Source organism: Cupriavidus sp. CP313 (assembly GCF_054072015.1).
The window spans coordinates 36,206-61,960 of sequence record NZ_JBSVZB010000015.1; the positions used below are offsets into that span (position 1 = coordinate 36,206).

20 protein-coding genes are annotated in these 25,755 nt (G+C 68.5%); 1 reads left to right on the forward strand and 19 read right to left on the reverse strand.

Translation table 11 applies throughout. The annotated features are described in order from the left end of the window. Positions 1–40: 40 nt before the first annotated feature. From ACW4E8_RS20405 to blaOXA, 6 genes are all read right to left on the reverse strand, one after another. Entirely contained in the window at positions 41–961 is a 921-nt protein-coding gene (locus tag ACW4E8_RS20405; protein ID WP_456806305.1) for an ABC transporter substrate-binding protein, read from the reverse strand. 91 nt (positions 962–1,052) lie between these two features. After that, complete coding sequence (locus tag ACW4E8_RS20410; RefSeq protein WP_456806191.1) at positions 1,053–2,084, reverse strand: ABC transporter permease subunit; 1,032 nt, start codon at positions 2,082–2,084, stop codon at positions 1,053–1,055. A gap of 79 nt (positions 2,085–2,163) precedes the next feature. Beyond that, on the reverse strand, positions 2,164–3,759 hold the full coding sequence (locus tag ACW4E8_RS20415) for a sugar ABC transporter ATP-binding protein (protein WP_456806192.1): 1,596 nt from the start codon (positions 3,757–3,759) through the stop codon (positions 2,164–2,166). Then, positions 3,746–5,014, reverse strand: coding sequence for an ROK family protein (locus tag ACW4E8_RS20420; protein ID WP_456806193.1), 1,269 nt, complete (start codon positions 5,012–5,014; stop codon positions 3,746–3,748). Before ACW4E8_RS20420 ends, ACW4E8_RS20415 begins: the two co-directional genes overlap by 14 nt. 202 nt (positions 5,015–5,216) lie before the next feature. Next, the gene (locus ACW4E8_RS20425) at positions 5,217–6,128 is read right to left on the reverse strand and encodes a hypothetical protein (protein WP_456806194.1); all 912 of its coding nucleotides are present in this window, start codon (positions 6,126–6,128) and stop codon (positions 5,217–5,219) included. 245 nt (positions 6,129–6,373) lie between these two features. Next, the gene (gene blaOXA, locus ACW4E8_RS20430) at positions 6,374–7,213 is read right to left on the reverse strand and encodes an OXA-1206 family carbapenem-hydrolyzing class D beta-lactamase (RefSeq protein ID WP_456806195.1); all 840 of its coding nucleotides are present in this window, start codon (positions 7,211–7,213) and stop codon (positions 6,374–6,376) included. Positions 7,214–7,364: 151 nt separating this feature from the next. Here blaOXA and ACW4E8_RS20435 point away from each other — a divergent pair, with 151 nt between their 5' ends. Next, on the forward strand, positions 7,365–9,005 hold the full coding sequence (locus ACW4E8_RS20435) for a hypothetical protein (protein ID WP_456806196.1): 1,641 nt from the start codon (positions 7,365–7,367) through the stop codon (positions 9,003–9,005). Between the two features lie 114 nt (positions 9,006–9,119). Here the strand turns inward: ACW4E8_RS20435 and ACW4E8_RS20440 are convergent, their stop codons facing one another. The 13 genes from ACW4E8_RS20440 to ACW4E8_RS20500 form a co-directional block, all read right to left on the reverse strand. Continuing rightward, positions 9,120–9,416 carry a TFIIB-type zinc ribbon-containing protein gene (locus ACW4E8_RS20440; protein ID WP_456806197.1) on the reverse strand — a complete coding sequence of 99 codons (297 nt, stop codon included), beginning with the start codon at positions 9,414–9,416 and terminating at the stop codon, positions 9,120–9,122. Between the two features lie 128 nt (positions 9,417–9,544). Beyond that, positions 9,545–10,876 carry a nucleobase:cation symporter-2 family protein gene (locus ACW4E8_RS20445; RefSeq protein WP_456806198.1) on the reverse strand — a complete coding sequence of 444 codons (1,332 nt, stop codon included), beginning with the start codon at positions 10,874–10,876 and terminating at the stop codon, positions 9,545–9,547. Positions 10,877–11,165: 289 nt separating this feature from the next. Beyond that, a complete protein-coding gene (locus tag ACW4E8_RS20450; RefSeq protein ID WP_456806199.1) occupies positions 11,166–12,356 on the reverse strand; it encodes a type III PLP-dependent enzyme in 1,191 nt (396 codons plus the stop codon). Between the two features lie 21 nt (positions 12,357–12,377). Beyond that, positions 12,378–13,160, reverse strand: a complete 783-nt coding sequence (locus tag ACW4E8_RS20455) for an HpcH/HpaI aldolase family protein (RefSeq protein ID WP_456806200.1) — start codon at positions 13,158–13,160, stop codon at positions 12,378–12,380. Then, entirely contained in the window at positions 13,157–14,926 is a 1,770-nt protein-coding gene (locus ACW4E8_RS20460) for an IucA/IucC family protein (RefSeq protein WP_456806201.1), read from the reverse strand. The genes ACW4E8_RS20455 and ACW4E8_RS20460 overlap by 4 nt, the downstream gene beginning before the upstream one ends. Before the next feature lie 7 nt (positions 14,927–14,933). Further along, complete coding sequence (locus tag ACW4E8_RS20465; RefSeq protein ID WP_456806202.1) at positions 14,934–16,745, reverse strand: IucA/IucC family protein; 1,812 nt, start codon at positions 16,743–16,745, stop codon at positions 14,934–14,936. A 4-nt stretch (positions 16,746–16,749) separates the two neighbouring features. Continuing rightward, positions 16,750–17,952 (reverse strand): MFS transporter, encoded by a 1,203-nt coding sequence (locus ACW4E8_RS20470; protein WP_456806203.1) that lies wholly within the window; start codon positions 17,950–17,952, stop codon positions 16,750–16,752. Next, the gene (locus ACW4E8_RS20475; RefSeq protein WP_456806306.1) at positions 17,949–19,436 is read right to left on the reverse strand and encodes an IucA/IucC family protein; all 1,488 of its coding nucleotides are present in this window, start codon (positions 19,434–19,436) and stop codon (positions 17,949–17,951) included. Before ACW4E8_RS20475 ends, ACW4E8_RS20470 begins: the two co-directional genes overlap by 4 nt. A 296-nt stretch (positions 19,437–19,732) precedes the next feature. Then, positions 19,733–20,761: a 2,3-diaminopropionate biosynthesis protein SbnB gene (sbnB, locus tag ACW4E8_RS20480; RefSeq protein WP_456806204.1), complete on the reverse strand. Its 1,029-nt coding sequence runs from the start codon at positions 20,759–20,761 to the stop codon at positions 19,733–19,735. After that, complete coding sequence (gene sbnA / locus ACW4E8_RS20485) at positions 20,758–21,780, reverse strand: 2,3-diaminopropionate biosynthesis protein SbnA (RefSeq protein WP_456806205.1); 1,023 nt, start codon at positions 21,778–21,780, stop codon at positions 20,758–20,760. The genes sbnB and sbnA overlap by 4 nt, the downstream gene beginning before the upstream one ends. Before the next feature lie 143 nt (positions 21,781–21,923). Next, the gene (locus tag ACW4E8_RS20490; RefSeq protein WP_456806206.1) at positions 21,924–24,218 is read right to left on the reverse strand and encodes a TonB-dependent receptor; all 2,295 of its coding nucleotides are present in this window, start codon (positions 24,216–24,218) and stop codon (positions 21,924–21,926) included. Between the two features lie 252 nt (positions 24,219–24,470). Further along, on the reverse strand, positions 24,471–24,989 hold the full coding sequence (locus ACW4E8_RS20495; RefSeq protein WP_456806207.1) for a thioredoxin family protein: 519 nt from the start codon (positions 24,987–24,989) through the stop codon (positions 24,471–24,473). Positions 24,990–24,992: 3 nt separating this feature from the next. Beyond that, the gene (locus tag ACW4E8_RS20500; protein WP_456806208.1) at positions 24,993–25,694 is read right to left on the reverse strand and encodes a cytochrome c biogenesis CcdA family protein; all 702 of its coding nucleotides are present in this window, start codon (positions 25,692–25,694) and stop codon (positions 24,993–24,995) included. Between the last annotated feature and the right edge of the window lie 61 nt (positions 25,695–25,755).

A 25,755-nucleotide genomic window follows, 5' to 3' on the forward strand; every position in this document is an offset into this window, starting at 1 on the left:
CAGAAAATAGTGGAAGGGGTGGAGGGACCGGCCATGCCGCTTACCGCGGCGCGGCCCAGCCTTTGTACTGGCCGACATTGGCGCGCGTCACCAGCGTGGACGGCAGCAGCACGGTCGGGTTGGGCGGGCGCTGGCCATTCATCATGCCCACGCCCAGCTGCACCGCGGTGCGTGCAATGGCCCACGGGTCCTGGCTGGCTGAGGCCTGCACCAGCGTGTCGGCCTTGAGTGCCGCTTCGATGTCAGGCGCGCCATCGACCGAGGCAATCACGATGCCGCGCCGGTTGAGCTGGCGCGCCGCCAGGTCCGCGCCCACGGCCTGCGGGTCGTTGATGGTGAAGACCGCATCCACCTTGGGAAAGCGCGTCAGGTACAGCTGCATCACGTTCAGCCCGCCTTCGCGGGAGCCCTTGGCATCCTGGTCGTCGGACAGGATGCGGATATCGGGGTGGCGCGCCAGCACGGTCTTGCAGCCCTTGACCCGGTCCAGCACCGCCGACACCGGGGGGCCGTTCTGGATGATGACGTTGCCGCGGCCCTTGAGCCGGTCAGCGATAAAGCCGCAGGCGAGTTCGCCGGCCTGGGTGTTGTCGGTCTGCACGGTGGCATCGGCGCCGGCCGCGGCCACATCGACCGCCACCACCACGATGCCGGCCTTGCGCGCCTTGCGTACCGCCGGCTCGATGGCGCGAGCGTCGGCGGCGTTGATCAGGATCAGGTCGACGCCGGCGACGATAAAGCTGTCGATATGCATGAACTGCTTGTTCAGGTCGTAGTCCGCCGACAGCACGGTGACCTTTACCTTCGGGTTGACCTGCCGGGCCGCGGCCTCGGCACCGCGGGCCAGTGCGACGAAATATGGATTGCCCAGCGAGCCCAGCGTCACGCCTACCTTCTTGAGCGGACGTTGCGCGGCCTGGGCATCTGAAGCCTGCGCGTTCTGCGCGGGCGCCTGTGCCATGGCTGGTGCCGCGCACAGCGCGGCTAGCACGCAGGCGGCCAGGGCTTTGAGGATGGGTTGGATCACAGTGTTTCTCCTGTCCGGCCGCGTGTCAGGTACGGGCAGAGCCCTTCTGGCGATAGCGGTCGAGCGCGACCGCGCCGATGATCACCAGGCCCTTGATGATGTATTGCCAGATATCCGACACGCCCAGCAGGATCAGCCCGTTGGACAGCACCGCAATGATCAGCGCGCCCACCAGCGTGCCGGCAATCGATCCGACCCCGCCGACAAAGCTGGTGCCGCCCAGGATCACCGCGGCGATCGCATCCAGCTCATAGGACTGCCCCAGCTGCAGCCCGTTGGCCGCATACAGCCGCGACGCCGACATCACGCCGCCCAGCCCCGACAGCAGGCCCGACACCGCATAGACGAACAGCAGCACCACCCACACTTTGATGCCCGACAGGCGCGCCGCCTCGGCATTGCCGCCGACCGCGTAGATCTGCAGCCCCAGCACCGTGCGGCGCAGCACCAGCCACGACACCGCGACCACCGCAAAGGCAATCACCACCAGCCAGGGGATACCCAGCAGGTCGCCGTTGCCGATAAAGGCGAACGAGATATCCGGGTTGTAGACCGTGCTGTCGTTGCCGACCAGCCGCGCCAGCCCGCGCACCGCGGTCAGGCTGCCCAGCGTCACGATGAACGGCGGCAGCTTCATGAAGGCGATCAGCGCACCGTTGACCAGTCCGAACAGCAGCCCGCACAGCAGCGCTGCCGGCACGCTCAGCGCCGCCAGTTGCGGCATCAGCGAGACCAGCATCGCCACCACGGCCGACACCGACAGGATCGATCCCACCGACAGGTCGATGCCGCCGGTCAGGATCACGAAGGTCATGCCCGCGGCCAGCACCAGGTTGATCGACGCCTGCTGGGCGATGATCGACAGGTTCTGCAGGCTGGCGAAGTTCTCGGTCAGCAGCGTGAAGCCCAGGCAGAGCAGCACCAGCACCGGCAGCATGCCGAGTGCGCGCAGGCGTTCCTGCGTGGTGGCACGGCCGGTGGCGCGTGCCAGCGGCGCGGAAGCCTGGGCGGTGACTCCATGGGCCGCATGGGCCGTGGATGAGAGGGGATTGCGCATAAGTGTCTCCTGATGCTGCGAGGCGGCATGCCGCCCCGGCGCGGCCGTTCTTTGCCGGCCTGTACGGGAATTCAGCGGTTCAATGCAGGACCGGGGGCTGTTGTTCGCCGGCGCCGGTCGCCAGCGCAATGATCTGTTCCTGCATGGCGGCGGCATCGGCGCAGCCCGGCACTTCGCCGGCCAGCTCGCCTGCGCGCATCACCAGCACGCGGTCGCACAGGCCGACCACCTCGGGCAGTTCGCTGGAAATCATCAGCACCGCCACGCCGGAGCGCGCCAGCTCATTGATGAGCCGGTAGATCTCGGCCTTGGCGCCGATATCCACGCCACGCGTGGGCTCGTCCAGGATCAGCACGCGCGGCCGGGTTTCCAGCAGCCGCGACAGCATCACCTTCTGCTGGTTGCCGCCGGACAGCGATCCCACGTTGACCTGCGGGTGCGCCACGCGGATGCCGAGCGAGCGGATCGCCGCGGCCGTGCGCTGGCGCGCGCTGGCGCGGTTCAGACGCCCGCCGCGCAGCGCATCGCGCGCGGCCACGATCAGGTTGATGTTCTCGTGCACGCTCTGGTCCAGGAACAGGCCCTGCAGCTTGCGGTCTTCGGTCAGGTAGGCAATGCCGGCGTCGATCGCCTGGCGCGGGCCGGTGACGGCCAGCGGCGTGCCGGCCACGAACACGGCGCCATCGGTGCGGACATCGGCGCCGAAGACCAGCCGCGCCAGCTCGGTGCGCCCGGCGCCCACCAGCCCGGCCAGGCCCAGCACCTCGCCGGCGCGCAGGTCGAAGCTGCAGCCGCGCACGCGCCGGCCATCGGACATATTGCGTACCGACAGCATGATCTCGCCCGGCGCGGTCGCGCCATGGGTCTTGGTGTAGAAGCCGGACAGGTCGCGCCCGACCATCATCTTGACCAGCGCCGCCCGCGTCAGAACCTCACGCGTGAGCGTGCCGACAAAGCAGCCGTCGCGCAGCACGGTGACGCGGTCGGCCAGCTCATCGATTTCCGCCATGCGGTGGCTGATGTAGATGATGGCCATGCCTTCGGCGCGCAACTGGCGGATCAGCGCGAACAGGCGGTCGGTCTCGCGGGTGGACAGCGGCGTGGTGGGCTCGTCCATCACCAGGATGCGGGTCTCGAAATGCACCGCGCGGGCAATCTCCACCAGCTGGCGCTGCGCGATCGACAGCGCATGCACCGGCGTCTGCGGCGTGAAGTTCGCACCCAGCCGGGCCAGCGTGGCCTCGCAGGCGCGCGCCATGGCGGCGCGGTCGACCATGCCGCGGTGGTGCAGGTGGCGGCCCAGGTAGATGTTCTCGGCCACGCTCAGGTTGGGCGCCAGGCTCAGCTCCTGGTAGATCACGGCCACCCCGTGGGCACGCGCCGTGGCCGGGCCGTCGATGGCCACCGGCTCGCCCGCGATGCGGCACTCGCCGCCCGGATCGGCGATGTAGGCGCCGGACAGGATCTTCATCAGCGTGGATTTGCCCGCGCCGTTTTCGCCCATCAGGGCATGGACTTCGCCGGCGTAGACGGTCAGCTCCATGTTGCTGAGGGCTTTCACGCCGGGGAAGGTCTTGGAGATATTGCGCAGTTCAAGCAGCGGGGCGGGGCCCGCATGGCCGCCATGCAAGGGCGGCGGCGTGGGCGAGGTACGCGGTGCTTCAGACAATGGCATGGCTGGCCTCCGGAACGATGGCAGACGCACCCCGTAGCAGCTCGGCGCGTGGGGAGAAGTTCATGAACATCGGCAGCGACGCGGCACCCACCGCGCCGGCGTTGGCGCCAAAGCAGCCGCGCACCACGGTGGCGGGCGCGCGGGCTTCGGGGGCGCCTTCATCCAGCGCCTGCTGCAGGCGCGCGATCAGCGTGGCGACCAGGCCACCGTCGATATCGGCATCGAAGATCACCAGCGGCACGTCGAGCACGGCGAGGGCGGACTGCAGCGCAGGTGCCAGCGCATCGACGCAGTCGGCAATCCATTCCTCGACCGCGGGGTGGCCCAGTTCGACCTGGCGCTGCAGGTCGGCGTGGCCGTTGACCACGACGCCGTGGTGGCGCAGGTGGCGGGTCAACGCGTTGAGGGACGCGCGCGAGATCAGGATGTCGCGCCGCTTGCCGGTGCCCGCAGCGCCCGGCGCGGAGGACAGCGCGCTGGGCGGCACCGGCATCATCGCGATATCGCCGGCATTGCCGGAGACACCGCGCACGCAGTCGCCATTGAGCACCACGCCGCCGCCGATGGCGGGGCCAAGGAAGACATAGAGGAAATGCTGGGCATGGTGGCGCCCGTAGAACAGCTCGGCCACCGCGGCGGCGGTGCCGTCGTTCTCGCCGAAGACCGGCAAGCCGGTGGCGGCGTTGAGCATCGCCGGGAAGTCAGCCTGGTCCCAGGCACGGAAGCTTGCCTGGAAGGCTTCGCCCTGTACGTCCAGCTCGCGCAGCCAGGCACCCAGGTTATAGGGCTGCGCCACGCCGATGCCCAGCAGCCGCTTCTGTTCGGCGGGGGTGAGCAGGGCGCGCAGCTCGGCAATGTCGTGCCGCACCGTTTCCAGCGCCTGGTCGGGGTGGGGCAGGACCAGCTGGTGGGCGCGGCTGGCCAGGATATGGCCGGCAAAGTCCACCATCACCACCTCGATGCTGCCGCGGTCCAGCCGTACGCCAATGCCGAAGGCGCCCTTGGGCTGCAGCCGGATCAGGCTGGCGGGCTGGCCGCGCTGGCCTTCCGTGCGGCGCCCGGACTGCTCGACCAGGCCTTCCTCGGACAGGGTCTGCACGATGCTGCCCACCGCGGTATTGGTCAGTTGCGCCATGCGCGCCAGGTCAGCCTTGGAGGCCTCGCCGGCACGGCGCAGCGCCAGCAGCAGCGCGCGTTCGTTGTACAGGCGCAGGCTGGCGGAATTCACGCCACGGCCCGCTTTGGATGCGGTCATCTTGTCTCCGTCCGCTATTAATTAATTCACGTTGAATTAAATGATATGGGAGCGCAGAACTCAACCGCGGGGAAACCCGGAGGGCGGATGCGCCGCCTGGGTGTCAGGTGATGAGGAAGCCACTGCCGTGGCTAGGAAGGGGGAAGATTGCGGCGGTCCGCCCACAGGGGGACCGCCCAGGGGGCGTTGCCCGGGATCGGGCTTATTGTTTTGACATCTGCATGGTGAAATACCCGCCGGTCCCGGTGCTGCCGGCCATCACCAGCGTGCGCGCATAGCGCGTGCTGCTGTTCACGATGATGCTGCCGTCGGCCGGCATCAGGCGGATCGCGGCAAAGCCGTTGTGCGGCACGCGAGTCGACAGCGCGCAGCCGGTGCTGCCCGGCTGCGTGGAGTTTTCGGCAACGATCCTGACCGCATACAGGTTCTTGGCCGATCCCGGGGTGGCAAGCGTTGCCGTGCCCTGCAGGTCGCAAATGCGGGTGCCGCTGGTATAGGTACCGGTGACGTTGCCGGCGTCGTCGATCTGCATGGCAAAGCCGTCTTGCTTCCAGTTGCCGGCGATGGCAGCCTGGTCCACGGCTAGCGCGTTGGACGGATCGTAGGTACCGGATAGCACATTGGTAGGGTTGCCTGGCGTGGCGACGAAATTGCCGTCAAAGCGCTGCCCCGGGGTAATGGTGCCGGCCCCGGTGGCCGGGTAGGCAAAGCCGGTTTCGTACAGCGTGCCGGGGCCCAGCGTCCAGGCCGAACCAGAAAACTGGAACGCGCCTCCCAGCACGCCCGTCAGTCTCGCGTGCACGAACTTCCCGCTGTTGTCGACCAGCGTGGCGTTCATGAGGCCGACCCAGAGACCTTCGCTGCCATTGCCGACCGCTGCCGTCGAGCCCGGTTGCGGTGCGCTCAGGCTCGGCCGCAGCTCGCCAGTGGGTGCAGGTTGCGGTGCTGCTTCGGGCGAGGGCTCAGGCTTTGGTGCAGGCGCAGGTGCCGGATTATTTTCAGACGGTGGCGTTTGTGCCGCCGGTGTGGTCGTTGCGTCGTCCCCGCCGCCGCCACAGGCGGCCAGCAGCGCGATAGCCGACAGCAGGGCTGCCGGCATTGCTATTTTTCTCATTGGATTTCACCTCCGGATTGTGGGAAAGGTCTTGCTGTCCCGTTGCATACGGGCGCCGGCAGATCCCACTATGGATTGGTTGCGTCGGGCGACGCGGTGGGAAATGCCGACCGGCCAAAACTATCGATCCGGGGTCGGCAGGTAAATCAGACGGATCTGAAATACGGGGGAGAAATTGCCTGGGTGAAGTGTCTGAGGGCGGTGACTGCAGGCGGCCGCACATCCTGCGGCCGCCTTCGGCAGCGTCAATCCGGCAACGCCCCCGCCTGCCGCAGCGCCGCGCGCGCAATCTCCATGCGCGCCTTGGCGTGTTCGGGCCGCACCATGTCGAGATTGAGCGCAAACAGGTAGTCGTCGTCGCCACGCTCGACCCAGCCCACCAGCCAGCCCACTGCCGGCCTGGCCGAATCGGCCCAGCCGGTCTTGGCGTGCAGGGTGTAGGCGGCGGTGCGCTCCATCACCGTAATGTCGTCCACGGCCTTGAAGGTGGCAGGCGAGAACGGCAGCGTGCGCTGCACCACGCCCTTCAGGAAGTCGATCTGCTGGTAGGCGGAGATCTGCAGCGTGCCGTTCAGCCAGAAGCGGTCGACCTGGCCGGAACTGTTGGCATTGCCATAGTGCGACGCAGTCAGGTAGCGCTGGTAGGCCGCGCTGCCAACCCGCCGCGCCAGCGCCTGGTAGGCCGGCACGCAGGAGTTGGGGAAGGCCACGCGCAGCGGCACGTCTGCGTTGCAGGCGTCGGGCAGGATGGCCTTGCCGCCGACCAGCCAGACCTTGCCGTCCCACGGCAGCTTGTCATGGTCGACGTCGGCGACGGCGCCGCTCTCCAGGCCGATCATCGAGTTCAAGATCTTGAAGGTCGACGCCGGCGAGTACTGCGTGGCCGCACGCGGCTTGTTGTAGGTCAGCATGCGGTCGCGCCGCAGGTCGTAGATCACCATGGTGCCGGTGGTATCGGCCTGGTGGAACAGCGCCGCGGCATCCAGCGGGACTTCTTTCGGTGCCGCCAGGGCGGGCAGGTTGGTGGCAAGCAGGCCGAAGCCGATCGCCATCGGTGTCAGCAAACGAGCAAGATGTTTGTTCATGGCTGTGCAGAGGAGTTGAGGGGATGGCAATCCGGGCCCGGACCGTGGTGCGCAGCATAGGAGAGTGCCCAGGTAACGCCAACCGCGCTGGCTGTAACGTGCGTAACATGACGGGCGCCGCCAGCGTTTTCACTCGATCCCTGACTGCCTGATGCCAGCCACGCCTGCCCCGATCCGTATCGACGTGTCGGCCCCGTACCGGGTCGACGGCCAACCCGCGCGCTACCAGTCGGTCTGGCTGCTGGCGCGCATCTGGCATGCGCATCGCACCGGGGAGGGCGGTGTCACCGCGGCAGTGGTGCGCAGCGCCTTCCCGACGGCGGCCAACCTGCGCATGCTGGCGTCGCGTGCGTTTGCGGACTTTGCGCGCTGGCAGGTGGCGGTCGGATGGGGAGCCGACCGCCAGCGCGACCCAGCCGCGGCCAATCCGGCGCAGCGCAGCCGCGGGCCATTCTGGATCACGGCGGCGAGCGCGCGGCGCCTGCGCTTTGTGGCCGACGGGCGCACGCTGGGCCCGGCCGCGCTGGCCCGTCGCCTTGGCTTTCCCACGGGGCCGCAAGCGGCGCCGGCGGGCCAGCCGGACGGTGTTGGCTACGTGATGCGCGACATGGCCTTCTGGAGCGAGCTGACCCAGGCCATGCGCGGCGCGCAGGACGGCCACGCGGGCATGCACGGCTCAGCCGTGGCCGAATCCTTCCGCGCGGCAGGCCGCAGTGCCGGCGACGGTTTCCAGCAAGCGCTGTCGCTGCTCAAGGAAAGCCTGGCCTGGCGCCGCTGCGGCCGCCTCGATCAGAGCCGGGCGGCACTCAGGCGTGTCGACCGACTGGTGCAGGCGGCCGAGGCCGGCGCGGCGACGCCCGCGTTCTGCGCCATGGCGCATATCGTGCGGGCCTGGGAACGCTATACCCGCGGCGACAGCGACGGCGCGCGTGCCGGCCTGGAAGGGCTGCACTCCGATCCGGAGCTGCGCCTGGTGGTGCGCTACAACCCGCGCGTGCGCTTTGAAGTGCTGAACCTGGAAGCGCTGCTGCACAAGGCCGATGCCATGCGCACCGGGCATGCCGGCACGGCGCAGGCCGCGCAGCTGGCGCTGGATACCTTCGCCGGCGCGCTGCAGGCAGCCTACGAGGCGGATTCCGTCGATGCCGTGCAGCATGCCGCGGCCAATATCGGCCTGTGCCTGTGGCTGTTCTGGCAGCACGGCCTGGTCGATGCCGCGCGCACCTTGTCTGCCAGCGCGGTGCAGCGGCAGGCGATGCGCTGGCTGGGCTTGTCGGAGTGGATCTGCGACCGGTTCGGCGTAGGCGGCGGCACGGCGTGGAATGCGATCTTCCTGTTGCGCATCGCGCGCGGCAGCTGCGGGCCCGATACCCCGCCGTCCGACCGGCCAGCCAGGGCCAACGACAGCATGGCCGCGTTCCGCCGCCAGCGCCCGCTGTCCGTTGCCGACGCTGTCGACGCGCTGCGGCCGTTCCACGCACCGTTCGCGCCGGCCAAGGGCTTCGTGCGCTGGTCCGCCGTGGCGGCGTTCGCCCTGGAAGACCATGACGCCGGCCACGTCAGGCTGGGGCCGTTGCAACTGGCCAACCTGCTGCTCGAATCGGCCTGGTACCTCACCCATGAGCAAGGCGCTACCGCAATAGCGTGCGCCGCGGTGGAGCGGCTGGCCGCCCAGCTGCCCGCGCTGCGGCCGGCCGAGCGTGCGTTCTTCACCGCGGAACTGCGCGCCTTGCCGCCAGAGTTGCGCGATGCTGCCGCGGAAGCTTCACGGCGCAGGCGCAAGGTGGCGTGAGGGCAGCGTGCTACGCACTGGATGTGCCGATCCGGTTTGCGCGGGACAGCGCGATTGCGGCCGGCAACAAAAAAGGGCGACCTTGCGTCGCCCTTGCTCACTGGCAAGCCAGCGCTAGTCGAACAGCTCGTGCCAGATGCTCTTCTTCTTATAGTGCTTCTGCTCGCGCTCATAGTGCCGGTCGCGGTCGCCATGGCCGCGCTGGTATTCCTGTCGCGGGGGCGGGGTTTGCTGCGGCATTTGCTGCATCGGCGCCTGCTGCACCGGGGCGGCTGCCACGGAGCGCTCAAGGATCTTGTCGAGTTCGCCCCGGTCCAGCCAGACACCGCGGCATTTCGGGCAGTAATCGATCTCGATGCCCTGGCGTTCGGACATCACGAGTTGCGTTTGCGGGCACACCGGACAATCCATTGCTTCTCCTCATTGCAGTGAAAACAGTCAGGGTATGACCGGCGCCAGCGCATATGGTTCGACCGGGAGAAGCTTGCAGAAGTGGTGCCGGGGGCGTTTGATGTGGTGCGCAGGCCCTGGCACGCCGCTCAGGCAGCCTCGCCGACGGTGCCGTGGCCGGCTTCTTCAGCCGGCTCGTCCTTGCCGCCGGGCAGCAGCAGGTTGAGGATCACCGCCGACAGCGAGCCTACCGTGATGCCGGAGCCAAACACTTCGTGCACGAAGGCAGGCAGCTTCGACAGCAATTCCGGACGGAAGGTCACCGCCAGGCCGCAGCCGATCGACACGGCCACGATCAGGGTATTGCGCTGCGTGAACTTGACGGTGCTGAGCATCTGGATCCCGCCCGACACGATCATCGCGAACATCATCAGGCCCGCGCCACCCAGCACCGGCTGCGGAATCGTCACCACCAGTGCGCCCAGCACCGGGAACAGCCCGGCCAACAGCAGCATCACGCCGGTCAGTGCCACCACATGGCGGCTGGCCACGCCGGTCAGCGAGACCACGCCGACATTCTGCGCAAAGGTCGACAGCGGCGGGCTGCAAACCAGCGCCGCAAAGGCGGAGCCAATGCCATCGCACAGGATGCCGCGCGACAGGCACTTGCCGGAGATCGGCCGCTGCGTGGCCGCGCCCAGCGCCATGAACGTGCCCGTCGACTCGACAATGGTCACCAGGAAGGCGATCGACATGGCGACGATGCCCGAGATCGGGAACGACATGCCGAAGTACAGCGGCTGCGGCACCGCGAACACCGGCGCCCGGTGAAACTGCGTGAAGTCGACCAGGCCCAGCGCCAGGCACAGCAGGTAGCCACCGGCAATGCCGACGACAATGGCCGAGGCCGACAGCATGCCCTTGCCCCACTGCACCACCGCGACCACCAGCGCCAGCACCGCGACAGCAATCGCCAGATTGCCGGGCGCGCCATAGCGGCTGCTGCCCTGGCCGCCTGCGGCCCAGTCGATGGCCACCGGAATCAGCGACAGGCCGATCATGGTGACAACCACGCTGGTGACGGTATGCGGAAACAGCTTGCGGATCGCCGGCATGAAGAAACTGCCCAGGATCATCACCAGCGAGCCCGCCAGCGCCGAGCCCAGGATGCCGGCCACGCCGTGTTCGACGCCCACGCTGATGGCCGCGCCGACAAAGGCGAAGCTGGTGCCCATCACGCATGGCATGCGGATGCCCACCGGCCCAATGCCCTTGCACTGGATGATGGTGACGATGCCCGAGCCAAGCAGGGCGGCATTCACCAGCGCAATGACCTGGTCCGGCGGCAGCTTCAGGGCACCGCCAATGACCAGCGGCACCGCAATGATGCCGCCCAGGGCGGCCAGCAGATGCTGGAGCGCAAGCAAAAACGTCGTCAGCCGCGGGGGGCGGTCTTCCACCTTGAACAGCAAGGGCGCCATTCATGTCTCCTGTTGTCTGGCCGGATATGTTTCCGGACTGTCTTGTTCTTCTGGCGCCGGGGGAGGGGCTGCCCCCGGCCCTGTCATTGCGCGCTGCCGGACAGGCGGAGACCGCCTGCCGCGAGCGTGGCCGGGATCAAGTTCCAGGCCGCAACCGGGGAGCAAGAATAGCAGGGATAAGCATTCCGTGATACAAAAATTGCATACAATTTGTATCAACTCCCTTGCGCGGGAGGATAAGGACCGGGGAGGCGCGCCGCGCGCCGGCGCGGAATAGATCCGGGGCCGGCTACTCGCCGAAAAACACCCTGTCCGGATGCGGATGGCTGAGGAAGTCGTGGTGCGAGATATGCCAGCCGTAGGCCCCGGCCAGCATAAAGACGATGCGGTCGCCCACGCGCACGCGCGGCACCGTCACCTCCTGCGCGAACACGTCCTTCGGCGTGCAAAGCTCGCCGCAGATCGTGAGCCTTGCGTCAGTCAGCTCCGGGCGCGCAAACGGGTAAGGCCACGCGTCGTTTGGCACGACGAAGAACGGATGATTGTGCTGCCATGACACCGGCAGCCGGAAATGGTGCGTACCGCCGCGCACGATGGCGAAGTGCTTGCCGTGACTATGCTTGAGGTCGATGGCTTCAGCCACGTAGCAGCCGCAGTCGGCGCTGATGAAACGGCCGCATTCCAGCACGATGCGGCAGCCGGGCCGGCGCTCCTGCAGCAGTTGCGCCAGCCCGGCGCAGAAGCGCGGCCAGTCAAAGGTGTGATCGGGATCGGCGTAGTCGATGCCGATGCCGCCGCCGACATTCAGCCATTCCAGCGCCAGTCCGTGTTCGTCACGGCATTGCTGCGCCAGCGCGATATGGCGTGCAATCAGTTCGAGATGCTTGTCGGCGTCCAGGCTGTTGGAGCCCGCGTGCAGGTGCAGCCCGACCAGGCGCACGCCGGGCAGGTCGCATGCCAGCGCGATCACGGCGGGGAGTTCCGCCTGGTCGATGCCGAACTGCGTCGGGCGCCCGCCCATCTGCAGCGTGGCGCCGGGCAGGCCGTAGGCCGGATTCACGCGCAGCAGCACGTCGGCGCACCGGCCCATGCGTTGGGCGATGCGGTCCAGCCGGCGCAGTTGCAGCGCGCTTTCCACGTGGATCAGCCTGACGCCGAGGCGCAGCGCGCCCTCAAGCTCGGCATCGGTCTTGCCGGGGCCGCCGAACACGACCGGCACGTCGGCGTCGACGGCGCGTACGCGTTCGATTTCACCCAGCGATGCGACTTCGAAGCCTGCCGTTGCGCCCAGCAGCGCGCGCAGCACCGGCGCATCGCTGTTGGCCTTGATTGCGTAGTAGAGATCGCAGTCCTCGGGCAAGGCGGCAACGAGGCCAGCGGCGCGCGTGCGCAGGTGGTCCAGGTCATAGAGATAGGCGCATGCAGGCCCCTTGCGAGGATCGAGTCCATCCAGGTAACGGGTGATGATTTGCGGGTTCATGTTGTGGCGAGAGGGGCGGCTCTATGTTGATGACTGGGAATGGGAATGGGATTGCAGGTGCGCGGCCATGGCCCGGCGCGCGATGCCGCGGTCGTCGCCGAGCAGCAGCATGCGCGTGCCTTGCCGGCGCCAGAGCGCGGCGTCTTCCGGGGTGCGGGGCAGCGCGCAGAAATGCTTGCCGTGCCCGCGCGCGGCATCGGCGATGCGCGCCACGGCGTCGCGCACCAGCGAATGACGCGTCTGCCATGGCACGCCCAGCGACTGCGAGAGATCCGCGGCGCCTTCGAGCAGCACATCGATCCCGGGTATAGCGGCGATGTCGTCGAGCGCATCGAGCGCGGTGCCGTCTTCGATCATCGCCACGACCAGCGTATCGGCGCCGGCTGCGGCAGTGGCCGCGGCAAGATCGTCGCGGCCGAACGCGCTATGCCAGGTGGCGTTCAGCCCCCGCTCGCCGGGCATCGGCAAATGCTGTGCGTAGTGGCAGAGCCGGGCTGCCTGCCTTGCCTGCGCTACAGCACTGATGCGCGGGAAGACGATGCCCTGGGCACCGGCGTCCAGCGCCGGCGCGACCTGGTGCGGTGCCGCCACGCGCACCAGTGCCGCGATGTCACTGGCGCGCGCCGCCAGCAGCATGGTGCCGAGTTGCGCGCCATCGATCAGCGTGTGTTCCAGGTCGATCACCACGAAGTCATAGCCGGCAGCAGCGATCAGTTCGACGGTCAGCGCCGCAGGCGTCGAACAGAACAGGCCGTGCACCGGGCCGCCGCCCGGATCCGACAATCGCGCCTTCAGCGATCTCATGCCGCCTCCGCCAGCGCCAGCGGATTCGGCGCCTGCCGCGTGCGCAGCCGGATTTCGGGCATGAAGCGGCGGCTGGCCAGCAGTTCGATCGACATGGTGGGCGCGAAGCAGTCGAAGCGCCGGAAGCTTTCAGCCAGGCGCGGGTGTGCGCGCTGGTAGCTGCGGATCACGCCTGCCACGATGGTCCAGAACTCTGTTTCCTCAAGCTGGTAATGCCCGGCAAGCAGCGGGGCCAGTTCAGCCAGGTTGACGAAGAACAGCGCGTCGCAGGTGAAGTCCCGCAGTTCATCGGCATCATCCGTTTCGATAAACGAGTTCGGGTTGACGCGCGCATGCTCGGCTGGCGGCGACGTGAGCTGCGGCGCCGTGCCGGACAGCCACTGGCGCGAGAAGCGCACGCCATCGTGAAAGTCCTTGAGCGCCACGCGCTGCGGCAAGCCGTTGACATGCAGCAGCAGCATGTTCTGCGCGTGCGACTCGAGCGCGGTGCCGTGCTGCCAGAGCAGATGCAGCACCGGCAGCCAGGCGCGCTCCACCAGCCGCTGCAGCCAGACGCGCACGCCATGACGGCGGATCCACGGCTCGATCAGCGGCTGGCCGTCGACATCGATATGGGTAAGCGCGGTCATGGGGATGGCGGCCTCGCCGGGTGCCAGATAGCGGTGGATGCTTTCGCGCCAGATGCAGGAAAGCGCGCCGTACTGGCCCTGCACCGGCGCGGCGGGCACATGGCTGACGCCGGCGACTTCGCGCAGCAACACCGGCGCTGCCATCGGCTCGGTCCATTCTGTGCGCGCCACCAGGCTCGCCAGCCAGTCACTCAACACGGCGGCATTGCATACCGTGTGCGGCGCCAGCACGCGCGAAGTGGAGGTGTTGACGAGATTCATGGCCAGCTTCAGCGACAACGCATCGGCCTGATCGACATTGGAGAGGGTGCGGATCGACTGCTGGGGCAGGTAGCGGCCCGGCATCTCGCCGACGGCGATCAGCTCGCCGCGCGCGAACGCGCCGTGGTAGCCCGGCGCGATGACCTCGTCCCATTGCCACGGGTGGACGGGCAGCGGCAGGTAGTCGGCAGGATTGGCGCCATGCTCGCGCAACGCGGCCTCGAACGCGGCGCGCGCCGGCGGTGGCAGCAGGCTCTCGGGCGATGCCTCGGCGTTGCCGAGATTCCAGCGGCAATGCGAGCGGCGCGCTGCCAGCAGCACGGGCTGCAGCGGCGCGGCGCATTCCGGCGCGTAGCGTCCGTTGTCCGCCAGCGTGAAACCCATGCGCGATTTATAGCCCGGGTGGTAGGGATGGGCACCCGTCAGCCGCGCTTCGATGGCATCGTAGCCGGCATCGCGCAACGGTTGTCCGGCGTGCCCGTTGGCATGGTGGGACTGCGCGTCCTTGACCTGCGTGGACAGCAGCTCCAGCCCGAACTGCTGCAGGCGCACCGGGTCGGCATCGAGCTGGCCGGCAAGCTCGGACAGCAGTTGCGCGACGTCGTCGGCTTCAGCCTGGCTCTCGCCTTCGCAACGGAGCACGGGCCCACGGATGCGGATGCGGCCGAAGCTGGCGGTGCGCTGCGCGGCGCAGCGATAGCTGACGGGCTGGCCGTCAGCCGTCACGCCGGGCAGTTCGACGCCAGCGTCGGTGACAAGCACGTCGCGCAGGCAGTCTTCGAACAACAGGGCTTCCAGCAGCTGGCGCAGCACGCGGCGGGCGGCTTGCCGGTATTGCGGGCTCTGGATCAGTCGTTGGTAATCGGTCGTGTTCATCGGGGGCTCAGGCTTGCGGTGCGGATACGAGGAAGTTCGGGACGCCTGCCCACGCAGGCGTTTCGCCATGGCGGCCGAAGCAGCTCAGCATGTTGGCCTTGGCGGGAAGGGTGGGTAGGGCCTGCAACGACGCCAGCAGCTGGCGCAGCGATGGGCCGCCTGCGTCGAGCGCGACTGCGGTGTCCTGCCACAGCGTGGCTTCGTCGCAGCCGCCCGTGCGCGCCAGGCAGGCGATGAAGTGGCCGATATGGTTGACCAGCACGTAATAGGCAAAGCGATGCAGCGCGGCTTCCTCCGTGTACAGGGCGGGACTGTCGGCATCGAACTGCGCCGCCCAGGCAAAGCGGGCGCGGCTGATGCTGGCGCCTTCCATGTCGCGGACATAGCCGTGCACCGGCCAGCCGCCCGCGAACGCGACCATGCTGTTCTGCAGGTGCGCCTCCAGGCTGACGCCGTGCTCGGCGAACAGGCGCGCCAGCGGCAGCAGCGTGACGTCGAGATAGCGCGCCCACCAGCGGCGGATATCCGGCGCGCCAGGTTGATGGCCCAGCGCTTCGCGCAGCAGGCCGTCCAGGATGCCGGCGCCATGCGCGGGCTCCTCCAGCACCGTGGCGAGCACTTGCGCGGCGTCGCCATGCGGGCCGGTCATGCCTTGCCGGAAGATCACCGCGGTGCTGGCGCGCAGCGCGTTGTCGGGCAGCGCAAGCACGGCGTAGCCGGTTTCGGCCAGCACCGTGAAGTGTGCGGACGAACGCGCCGCCTCGGGCAGCATGGCGATGGCGCGGCTGGCATCCAGCGCGCGCCGCACGTGCTCGGGCGGATTGTTGCGGACAAAGTTGGTGATGCGGATATCGAGCGCCAGCTTGAGGAAGCGTTGCTGCTGCGGCAACCACACCGTACGCACCGACGAGGTCGGCCAGGCCAGCTCTCCCAGCGGCCCGAGGGAAATCATCGCGCGGCTGGCCAGTAGCGGCTGGATCTCGCTGCGCGCAAGCAGTTGCGCGGCTTGCCAGGGATGGCAGGGCAGCAGGCGGTAGTCGCCTTCCTTGAGCAGGTCCGCCGCGGCCTCCATCGCCGCCGGGTCGATCGGCAGCGGCTGGCCGTCGATGGCGCTGCTCTCCAGCAGGTCGCTGGCGACTGCGAAGTAGTGCAGCTGGAAGGTGGCTCCGAGCTCCGGCGCATAGCGTTGCAGCGCATCGTGGCTGAACCCTTCGGACGCCTTTGACGTGGCGTGGAAGATATGCCCGAAGCGCAGCCCTTGCTCGGCAGCGATAAAGCGCGAGGGCGCTTGCCGTGCGGGCGCTTCGCGGTGGTACAGGCGCACCTTCTGGATGCCGTTCTTCATCAGCGTGGCAAAGCGCTCCGGCCAGTCGGTGGCGGCGCTCTGCGGGTAGGCATGCGCGAGCGCCTCGGTGATGGCTTCGGCCAGCTTCTCGACGCGGCGCAGCGGGTGGAAGGCGCTGCCTTCGGACAGCAGCGCATCCGCGAGCCGGTGGTAGCCGATCGGTGAGACGTAGGTGAGTGCCGCGGCCAGCCAGCGGTGGCCGCCATTACGGTCTGCCAATGCCAGCACCGCCGGTTCCAGCCCTTCGGAACGCCAGCGGCCCAGGGTACTTTGCAGTACGGCAGGCACCGGGGCGGGAAGGTGCGTGGCAAGGCGCGGATCGACGATGCCGGTCTCGCGGCAATAGGTGTTGAAGAATTGCTCGATCAGGCGGCGCTCGACGGCGTCGGGCGCAGCGGTATCCTGGTCCGGGCGATGGGCGCGCAGGCGCCCTTGCGGTGCCACGGCGGTCGGGGGCAGGAGAGTGGAAAGCATGCAGTTACCTCGCATCAGGGACGGTGGCAAACAACGATGAGCGATCAGGGACGACGAGTGCGGCGGCCAGCGCGAACATGGCGGCGATCAGCCATAACGTACCCGCCGGGTCGGAGCGTGGCAGCCATGCCATCACCGCCAGCGGCCCCACCAGTTGCCCGGCGGTCATGGCGCTTTTGGCGATGCCGGTGGCGCTGCCGTGCAAGTTCGCGGGCAGTCGGGCGCAGCAATAGGACAGCATGGATTGCGCGAGCGCGGCGAACAGCGCGCCCTGCACGACCCGGAGCGCGCCGATCTGCCAGAGCGCATCGGCAAGCGGCAGCAACGCCAGCGCGATTGCGCAGCCGCCGGCGGCCAGCATGAACGCGCGCGCAGTCGTGCCGCGGTCGCTGAGCGCGCCCCACAGCGGGCTGGCGAGCATCGCGGCCAGCCAGCCCAGCGCGTGCAGGAAGCCAGTCTTGCTGCCAAGCAGGGCATCGTGCGGGTAACGCTGCTGCAGGTAGAGCGCGAACACGTTCACCAGCGCGAACGCGCCCGCCTGCGTCAGGCAGCCGGCCAGCAGCCAGCGGCGCAGCGACGCGTCCGCCAGCATCGCGGCGAATCCGCGCGGCGAGCCGGCGCCTGGCGACGCCTGTGGCGCCGGCTCGCGCAGCCGCCATGCGAGCAGCAGCGTCAGCACGGCATTGGCCGCGGCGACCGCAAGCAGCATCGGCCGCACCGTCCACCAGTCCTGCAGCACGCCGCCGAGCACCGGCCCCAGCAAGGCGCCGGTGGCCACGGCCGATTCCTGCATGCCGAAGGCGCGGCCGCGCATGCCAGGCGTGCTGACGCGGCCGATGCAGATGGTCAGCAAGACGCCGACGGCGCTCGCGCCCTGCAGCAGGCGGCCGGCCATGAAGCCGGCCACGTGCGTGGACAGGCCCATCAGCAGCAGGCTGGCGGTGAAGGCGGACAACGACAGCAGCAAGGGCCGGCGGTAGCCCCATCGTTCGCACCAGCTGCCGGCGAACGGCGCCAGCAGCAGCGCGCCGACGCCGGGCGCGGCAAGCGCCAGGCTGCTCCAGTGCGCGGCATCGGGGCCGGCGAGGTCGCGCAGGTAGAGCGGCATGATCGGCACCAGCGTCATCAGGCCCGTCGTCACCACCGCCTGGCCGGCCAGCAGCAGGGCGATGTCGCGCGACGGGCCGGCTTGCGGCGCCGGCGTCATGACGGGACTCCGCTCTCACGCAGCGGGTTGCACAGGCTGCCGAGCGCGCTGGGCATGCCGGTGCCGGCGGTCTCGCGCGCCAGCAGCGGCGTCAGCAACTGCTTGAACGGCCATTCCGGCGCTTCCAGCAGTGCGGCCCGCGCGATCTCTGCGGGCCGGTTGCCGGTACCGGCGGGCAGCAGCCGTGCGATCTCCTCGCGCAAGATCTGCCAGCCCGTGCGCTCGTGGCTGTCGAAAGCCACGGCGATCGCGGCGGCGATGGCGTACAGGTTGACCTCGATCGCCAGCGTCTGGAAGTACGCGAGCAGTTGCTCCGGCGCATCGAGCATCAGCGTATTCGGCGTGGAGGTGTCCACTGCGTACGCCGGCACGTCCACGCCGGCCTCCGCGAGCAGGGACGGGCAGATGCGCAGGGTGTCGTGATCGCGCAGCAGCAGCGCCCGCGGGCCTGCCTCGCCGACCACCAGCACGACGTTCTGCCCATGCAGCTCGGGCATGACGCCGTTGGCAAAGCAACGCAGGCCGGTTTCGAGCAGCAGGGCCGCGATGCACCGGAACGCCGCCCAGGCCTCGTCGGCATCGGTGCAGGACAGCCGGCGCAGCGCCGGCAGGTCGTTGCTGGCAGTCAGCGCCGCGCACGCCGCCATGGGCAACAGCCACGTGCCAGCCGCCAGGTCGCCGGGGTAGCGCCTGAGCACGCAGGCAAGGTCGCCCGGCTCAGCGATCAGCGAGTCGTGCTGGCGCAGTGCCCACCAGTCGCGCTCGTCGCAAAGCAGCAGGTGCTGGCCGAGCCACGGATCGCGCGCCTGCAGCTGGGTCAGGCATTGCTGCGCGAGCGCGCCGTTATGCAGGTAGCGCGCGGGCAGGGTGCGCCTGGCCCCCAGTGCCTGCACGCCCAGCGACAGCTTGACGTGGAGCTCGGGCCGCCCATGGATGACGAGCGAGCGCAGTGAGGCGGTCGGGTAGGCCGCGCCGATGCCGCTGCCGAGGTCGATGCATGGCGCTTGCCCGCTGGCGGCGGCGGCGTGGGCCTGCTGCTGCCATTGCCACGGATGCACCGGCATCCACAGGTAGCCGCGCGGCACGCCGGCGGCTTCGGCGCGTGCCGCCAGGCGGCCCAGCTCATCGGGCTGCAGCAGCGAGCGGGCCAGCGGTTGCGCGGACGTTTCCATCGTGGAGCCGGTCCGGATCCGGTGCGTCGGCACGGCGATCCAGTGCAGCCATACCGGTTGCCCGGATTCCGCGTCAAAGCCGGCGCGCGGCCCGGCCGCGTCGCCCCAGGCCTTGGCGCGGGCAAGCGGATGGAAGGGGCGGTCGCGCAGGCAGCAGACCGCCTCCCACGACAGCAGCGCGCGCGGCGCCGCCGCGAGCCGGTCCAGGATGGCCGGCTCGTGCGCGAGCGTATGCGCGGCCTGCGCCTCGGCCAGCGCGAACAGCGCCTGCAGGCGTTCGCTGCGGCCCGGCCACCAGTCCGCCGACTGCAAGGCATCAAGCGCCGCGGCGGCGCCGAGCGCCATGGCGCTGCCGTCGCGTTGCAGGACGATCGGCGGCCTGTCGTCGCCGGCGCCAAGCTGCAACGGCCTGGGGCCGTCGAGGCGGCGGCCAAGCCAAAGCAGCATGCCGGCCGCGCCCAGGTCGACGGCGAGCGCGGCCAGGGGCGCGTCGTCGGCGGCCACCGGGCGGCAGTGAGCGCGCATGCCGTACAGGTCTTCCTGCCACAATGCGTCCAGCAGGTCCTGCGCCAGCATCCGCTCCCGTACGGGGTCGTGAGGCAGCACCGTCATAGCAGGGGCAGGCGCACGCCGACGCCGCGCTGCAGCGCAAGCTGGTGGAAATGGCGCGCGCACACCATATCGTCCAGCGCCATCCCCATCGGGTTGAGCAGGATGATCTCGTCGTCGCGCTCGCGTCCCGGCTTCGCGCCGATCACGATCTCGCCCAGCTCGGCATGCAGCTGCTCGCGGCTGAAGCGGCCTTCCAGCACCAGCTGGTTGATGATCTTCTTCTCGCGGTTCGACTGGTCCCAGTCGTCCACCACGACCTTGTCGACCTTCTCGTAGACGTCCTTGTGCACGTCCATGATGGAGACGTTGGCGACAAAGGCGCCGGGCTTGAGCCAGGCATGCTCCAGGTACGGCGCATCCGCAACCGTGCAGGTCACGGTCACGTCGGCGGCACGCACCGCCGCCTCGGCGCTGGCCGACAGCTCCCAGCCAACCGCCGGGAAGCGCGCGCCCAGCTGGCTGCGCATTGCCTGCATGGCATCGCGCGACAGGTCGAACAGGTGGATGCAGCGGATGCCGGGGAACTGCTCCAGCAGCGTCTGCAGCTGCATGCGCGCGATCGGGCCGCAGCCGATGCAGGCCACGTCGGTAAAGCCCGCGCGCGCCAGGTGGCGCGTCGCCACCGCGGTGATGGCCGCGGTGCGCATGCCGCTGATCAGCCCGCCTTCCATGATGGCGACCGGGTAGTTGGTCTGGGCGTCGTTGAGCACGATCACCGCGCTGGCGCGCTCCAGGCCGTGGCGCTGCGGGTTGTGCTGGCGGCTGCCGATCCACTTGATGCCGGCGACCGGGTTGTCGCCGCCGACGTAGCAGGGCATCGCGATGATGCGGTCGGCGATATGGTCGGCGCCGGTCCAGCGCAGGTAGGGCTTGAGCGGCTGCACGCATTCGCCGCGCGCATGCAGCGCCAGGCCTTCGGCAATGGCCTGCACGAAGGCGTCGGAATGGTCGGCGCCAAGGGCGATCAGGTCGGCGCGGCTGAGGTAGCGCAGCTCGGCTGCGGGGGTCTGGATGGGGGCGTTCATGCGGTCACTCCGTGTGCAGGGATGGACGATTGCGCGGCAGCCGAAGCCGTGCGCGCGCGATGGATGGCGGCGACGCGTTCCAGCCACGCGTCGTCGTAGACGGTGTCGAGATAGCGTTCGCCGCGGTCAGGAAACAGGGTGAGGATGCGAGGCGGGCGTGCGCTGCGCGGCAGGTCCTGCAGCAGGCGTCCGATCGCGGCAACCACCGCGCCGGACGACCCGCCGGCAAAGATGCCTTCCTGCGCCAGCAGGCGCCGGCAGCCGAGGGCCGCCGCGTGGTCGTCCACATGGATGACCTGGTCGATTTCTTCGCGGCACAGCAGCTCCGGCACGCGGCTCGCGCCGATGCCCGGCAACTCGCGGCTGGCCGGCGGGTGCCCGAACAGCACCGAGCCGGCGGCGTCCACGCCCACCACCTTCAGCGCGGGCCACGCCTCGCGCAGCCGGCGCGCGATGCCATGCACCGTGCCCGAGGTGCTGACGCCGAGCACCAGCATGTCGACCGGCCGGTCGAGCTGGCGCAGGATTTCCTCGCCTTCGCCGTGGTAATGGCTTTCCCAGTTGCGCGGATTGCCGTACTGGTTGATCCAGACCCCATCCGGCAGCTCGCGCAGCATCTGCTTCACGCGCGCGATGCGCGTTTCCAGGTAGCCGCCCTGGCTGTCCTTCTCGGTCACCAGCTCGATCCCGGCGCCATAGCAGCGCAGGATCGTCAGGTTGGTCTGCGAGATCTTCGGGTCGACCACGGCGGTGAAGCGCAGCCCCTTCAGGCGGCATACCATGGCCAGCCCGATCGCCAGGTTGCCCGACGAGCTTTCGACGATATGGGCGTTGGCGCCGATGGTGCCTTCGGCGAGGCCCTTTTCGATGATGTAGCGCGCAGGGCGGTCCTTGACGCTGCCGGCGGGATTGAATAGCTCCAGCTTGGCAAAAACCTCGGCCCCGGTGTCGCCGAACAGGCGGCGCAGATGGACCACGGGTGTCCCGCCGATACTCTCGATGATGCTGCTGCAAACCATGGCTTACCCCTCATTCGATGTTGGCCGGCATCCTGCGCCGGGCAAGTTGTATCACTGTGTAAATGAGAATTATTTACATCTGAGTTTAAAAAAATGCCGGACGACGATGGTCCCGACAAGGCCATCGCCGTCCGGCGGCTGCTTTACCAGCGGTGCTGGTACATCGCGGTCAGCGTGATGCCCGCAGCCGGCAGGCGGCTGGTGTTATTGCTGTTGCGCATCAGCTGGCTGTACAACGGGTAGTAGTAGCGGTTGAACAGGTTCTCGATCCCCACCGTGATCGTGTCCTTCTTGCTGACCTGGTAGCGGCTGATCAGGTCGACGGTGGTGTAGCTGCTGACCTCGCGCCGCCCGAAGCTGTTCTGGTCGTTGAGCCGGTAGTCGCGGCCGCCGTAGTAGGTCACCTGCAGGCGGTTGCTCCACGTGCTGATCGGCCGGTACTGGACATAGGCGGTCAGCTTCAGCGGCGGTATGCGATAGCCGGTCATGTTCTGGAAGCTGCTGCTGCCTTGCGGCTGCTCGCGGCCGTTGATCCAGGTAAACGTGCCGCCCGCGCCCCAGGTCTCGCTGTCGCTCAGGTAGTCGGCAGAGGCTTCCACGCCGGCGATGCGCTCCTTGGTGCGGGTCAGGATCAGGCCGTTGTTGAAGCTCTGCACGTCGCCCAGTTGCGAGGTGGTGTAGAACAGCGCCAGGGTCGCCAGCGTATTTCCGAACGCGCCGCGCCAGCCGATCTCATAGTTGTTGGTCTTGACCGGCTCCAGGCTGGACGAATTGATATTGAAGCCCGGGCGCGCATTGCGGATCTGCAGGCCGATATCGGGCAACTGGAAGCCCTGGCCGAACGAGGCGTAGAACTCCTGGTTCTTCACCGGCGCGTACGCGCCGCCGATATTGAACAGCCAGGCGCCGTAGTTGACCGTGCCGCCCTTGACCGCGACCGGGTTGCTGACCTTCGATTGCGACAGCGGCACAAAGTCGTCGAAGCTGGCATTGGCGCGCTCATAGCGCACGCCGCCCTCCATCGACCACTGCTCGTTGAACTTGTGCTGCAGCTGGCCGAAGACGCCACCGCTGCGGGTGGTCAGCGGCGGCATGTAAGTCAGCGAGCCGGTCTTGTTGAAGACCAGGCCGCCGCTCTGGTCATAGGCGCGCGGATCGAACACATCGAGCGGCATGTCGCTGCGCTCCTGGTTGTAGTCCGCGCCCCACAGCAGCTTGGTCTTCTTGTCGGCGCCCAGCGGGGTGCTGATGGTCAGGCGCCCGCCAAACACGTCGCTGTTCTGGCTGACCTGGTCCACGTTGCCGCCGCGCGTGGCCACCGCGCGCGCATCGAACGGCGGGAAGCGGGTGAAGTAGTCGCGGTAGTAGATCTGGGTGGATACGGTGCTGCCGAGCAGGTCCAGGTTCTGGTAGCCCAGGTTGACCACGGTGTTGCGCAGCTCGTTCTGGTTTTCGAGCTGCAGCCCCTTGATCGCGCGCGCGGCCGCGGTGCCAGGCGGCAGCTTGGCCACCGACGGATCGGAGGCGTAGTCGGTGTTCTGCTTTGCCTGGTACTGGCTCACGCTCAGTTCGATGCGCTGTTGGCTGTCGATGCGCCAGCCCAGCTTGCCGCTCACGTTGTAAACGTTGGAATCGAACAGGTCACCCTGGCTCGGCTCCGGCGCGATGCGGTGGCCGTGGGCGTCATAGGGGCTGCCGATATGTTGCGCGCCCAGGTGGAACGCGTAGTCGAGCGGCCCCTGGCTGCCGGAGAAGTGCTGCTGGATATTGGTGCTGAGCCCCTCCTTGCTCAGCCGCGTCAGCGGGGTGCCCAGCGTCATGGTGGTATCCGCGCTGGGCGGGCCGCCCGCAGGCCGCGTGGTGATCGCGATGATGCCGCCGTTGGCGCCGGCGCCGTAGATTGCGCTGCTGCCGCGCATGATCTCGATCTTCTCGATATTGCTGGGATCGATGGTGGCGAGGTTGCGCGCCGAATCCCGGTTGGTGTTGAGCGGAATGCCATCCACCAGGATCAGCGTGCCGCGGCCGCGCAGCGTCTGGCCAAAGTCCGTGACCGTGCGGCTGGAGTCCGCCATGCCCGGGATCAGCTTGCTGAGCATGGTCGCGAGATTGTTGGAACCCACCTTCAGCTCCTCGATTTCCTCGCGTTCCAGCACCGTCACCTGGCGCGTCGGGCTGACGAGGTCGCTCTTGATCCGATCGACCCTGACCTCCACCGCATTCAGCTCGCCGCCGTCGGCCTTGGCCGGCGGGCCGTCCTGCTTTGTGCCCGCACCGGATGTGCCGGTTTGCGCGACGGCGGACGCGGCGGCCACTGCCTGCGCCTCGGACAGCAGAGGAGTGCCCGCGCCGATGGCGGCCACAAGAAGAGCGAGCGGACGTACCCGGCAGCGGCCGGCCGGCCCCGCCAGGGTGACTGAGCGTGTTGCGGTTTGCATGGTTATGGTCAGGCGAACGTAATGATGTGCTTAATGTGCTGTAATAGAACTCCGAGAATTGTAATAGTAATGATTCGCATTAACAACAGATTGTGGAGGAATCTGAATTTTCGTCGGGTGTGCCGGGAAACCGGCTCGGATGGGTGTTGGAACCCGAGACAGGTTCCAAGCGCTGGGCCGTGCCTGAGAGCACGGCCCGGGGCGCGGCAGGCTCGCTCGCCATCCGCGCTCAATGGAAGCGGTGTGCCAGCCTTACTTGCGCCCGGCCAGCGCCTTCTCGATGGCCGCTTCGGTATCGGCGTAGTTCCCTTCGCCAAAGTGCTTGTAGACCACGGTGCCATTGGCATCGACCAGGTAGAGCGCCGGCCAGTACTGGTTGCGCCAGGCGTTCCAGGTGGCATAGGCGTTGTCCTGCGCGACCGGGTAGCGGATATCGAAGCGCTTGAGCGCTGCCTGCACGTTGGCGGTGGACTTCTCGAAGGGGAACTCCGGGGTGTGGACGCCGACCACAACCAGGCCCTTGTCGCGGTATTTGTCGTACCACTGCCGCACATGGGGCAGCGTGTTGATGCAGTTGATGCAGCTATAGGTCCAGAAATCGACCAGCACGACCTTGCCGCGCAGTCCGGCAACGGTCAGCGGTTCAGAGTTGAGCCACTTGTCGATGCCGGTGAATTCCGGCGCTTTGCCATAGTCGGCAGGGGCGGCGGCGGCATGCTGGGCGGTAACGATGGCGGTGGTGGCCAGCAGGGTACGAAGGAAGCGGTGCATGGTTCAGGCTCCAGGTTGGGAGGCAGGGAAAAGTGAGGTCAGCCAGGCGACGGCAAGCGTGTCGTACTGGAAGTACATGGCAATGGCGGTCGCCACCACCAGCACGCCGAAGCCTTGCTGCAGCCGGTGCGTGTGACGCGCCAGCCGGCGCACGTGAGTGGTGGCGAACTGGCCGCCATAGGCAATGCCCAGCATCGGAATGGCCGCGCCAGCCGCGAACAGCGCCAGCAGGCCGGCAGTGCGATACAGGTCTTGCGCCTTGGCCACCAGCGCGAGGATCGACGCCAGCACCGGCCCGGCGCACGGGGTCCACACCGCGCCCAGCGTCATGCCCAGCACAAAGCCGCCGGCCACGCCGGTGCCGGTCCGGCCGCCGGCGCCCGCCAGGCGGTCGACCACGCCGGCGAACGGGGCCGTCAGGCGCTCGAAGCCCGCCGGCCAGAGCCGCGCCAGGCCGGCGCCCAGCAGGAACAGGATGGCCGCGTTGCGCACCACGCCTGGGGCTTCGGTGAAGGCGCTGGACAGTGCGCCGAAGACGATGCCCAGCGCGGAAAAGGCGCTGACGAAGCCAAGCGCGATTGCCAGCGGGCGCAGCCGGCCGGATTCGCCCACCGAGCCGGCGAGCAGCATGGGCAGCACCGGCAGCACACAGGGCGAGGCAATGGTCAGCACGCCGGCGGCAAAGGCAAGGACAGCGTCGATCATGGGCGGCTCCCGCTGGCGTGCGCGGTGCCGTGGCAGGCACGATGGCAGGGGCAGGGCGGCG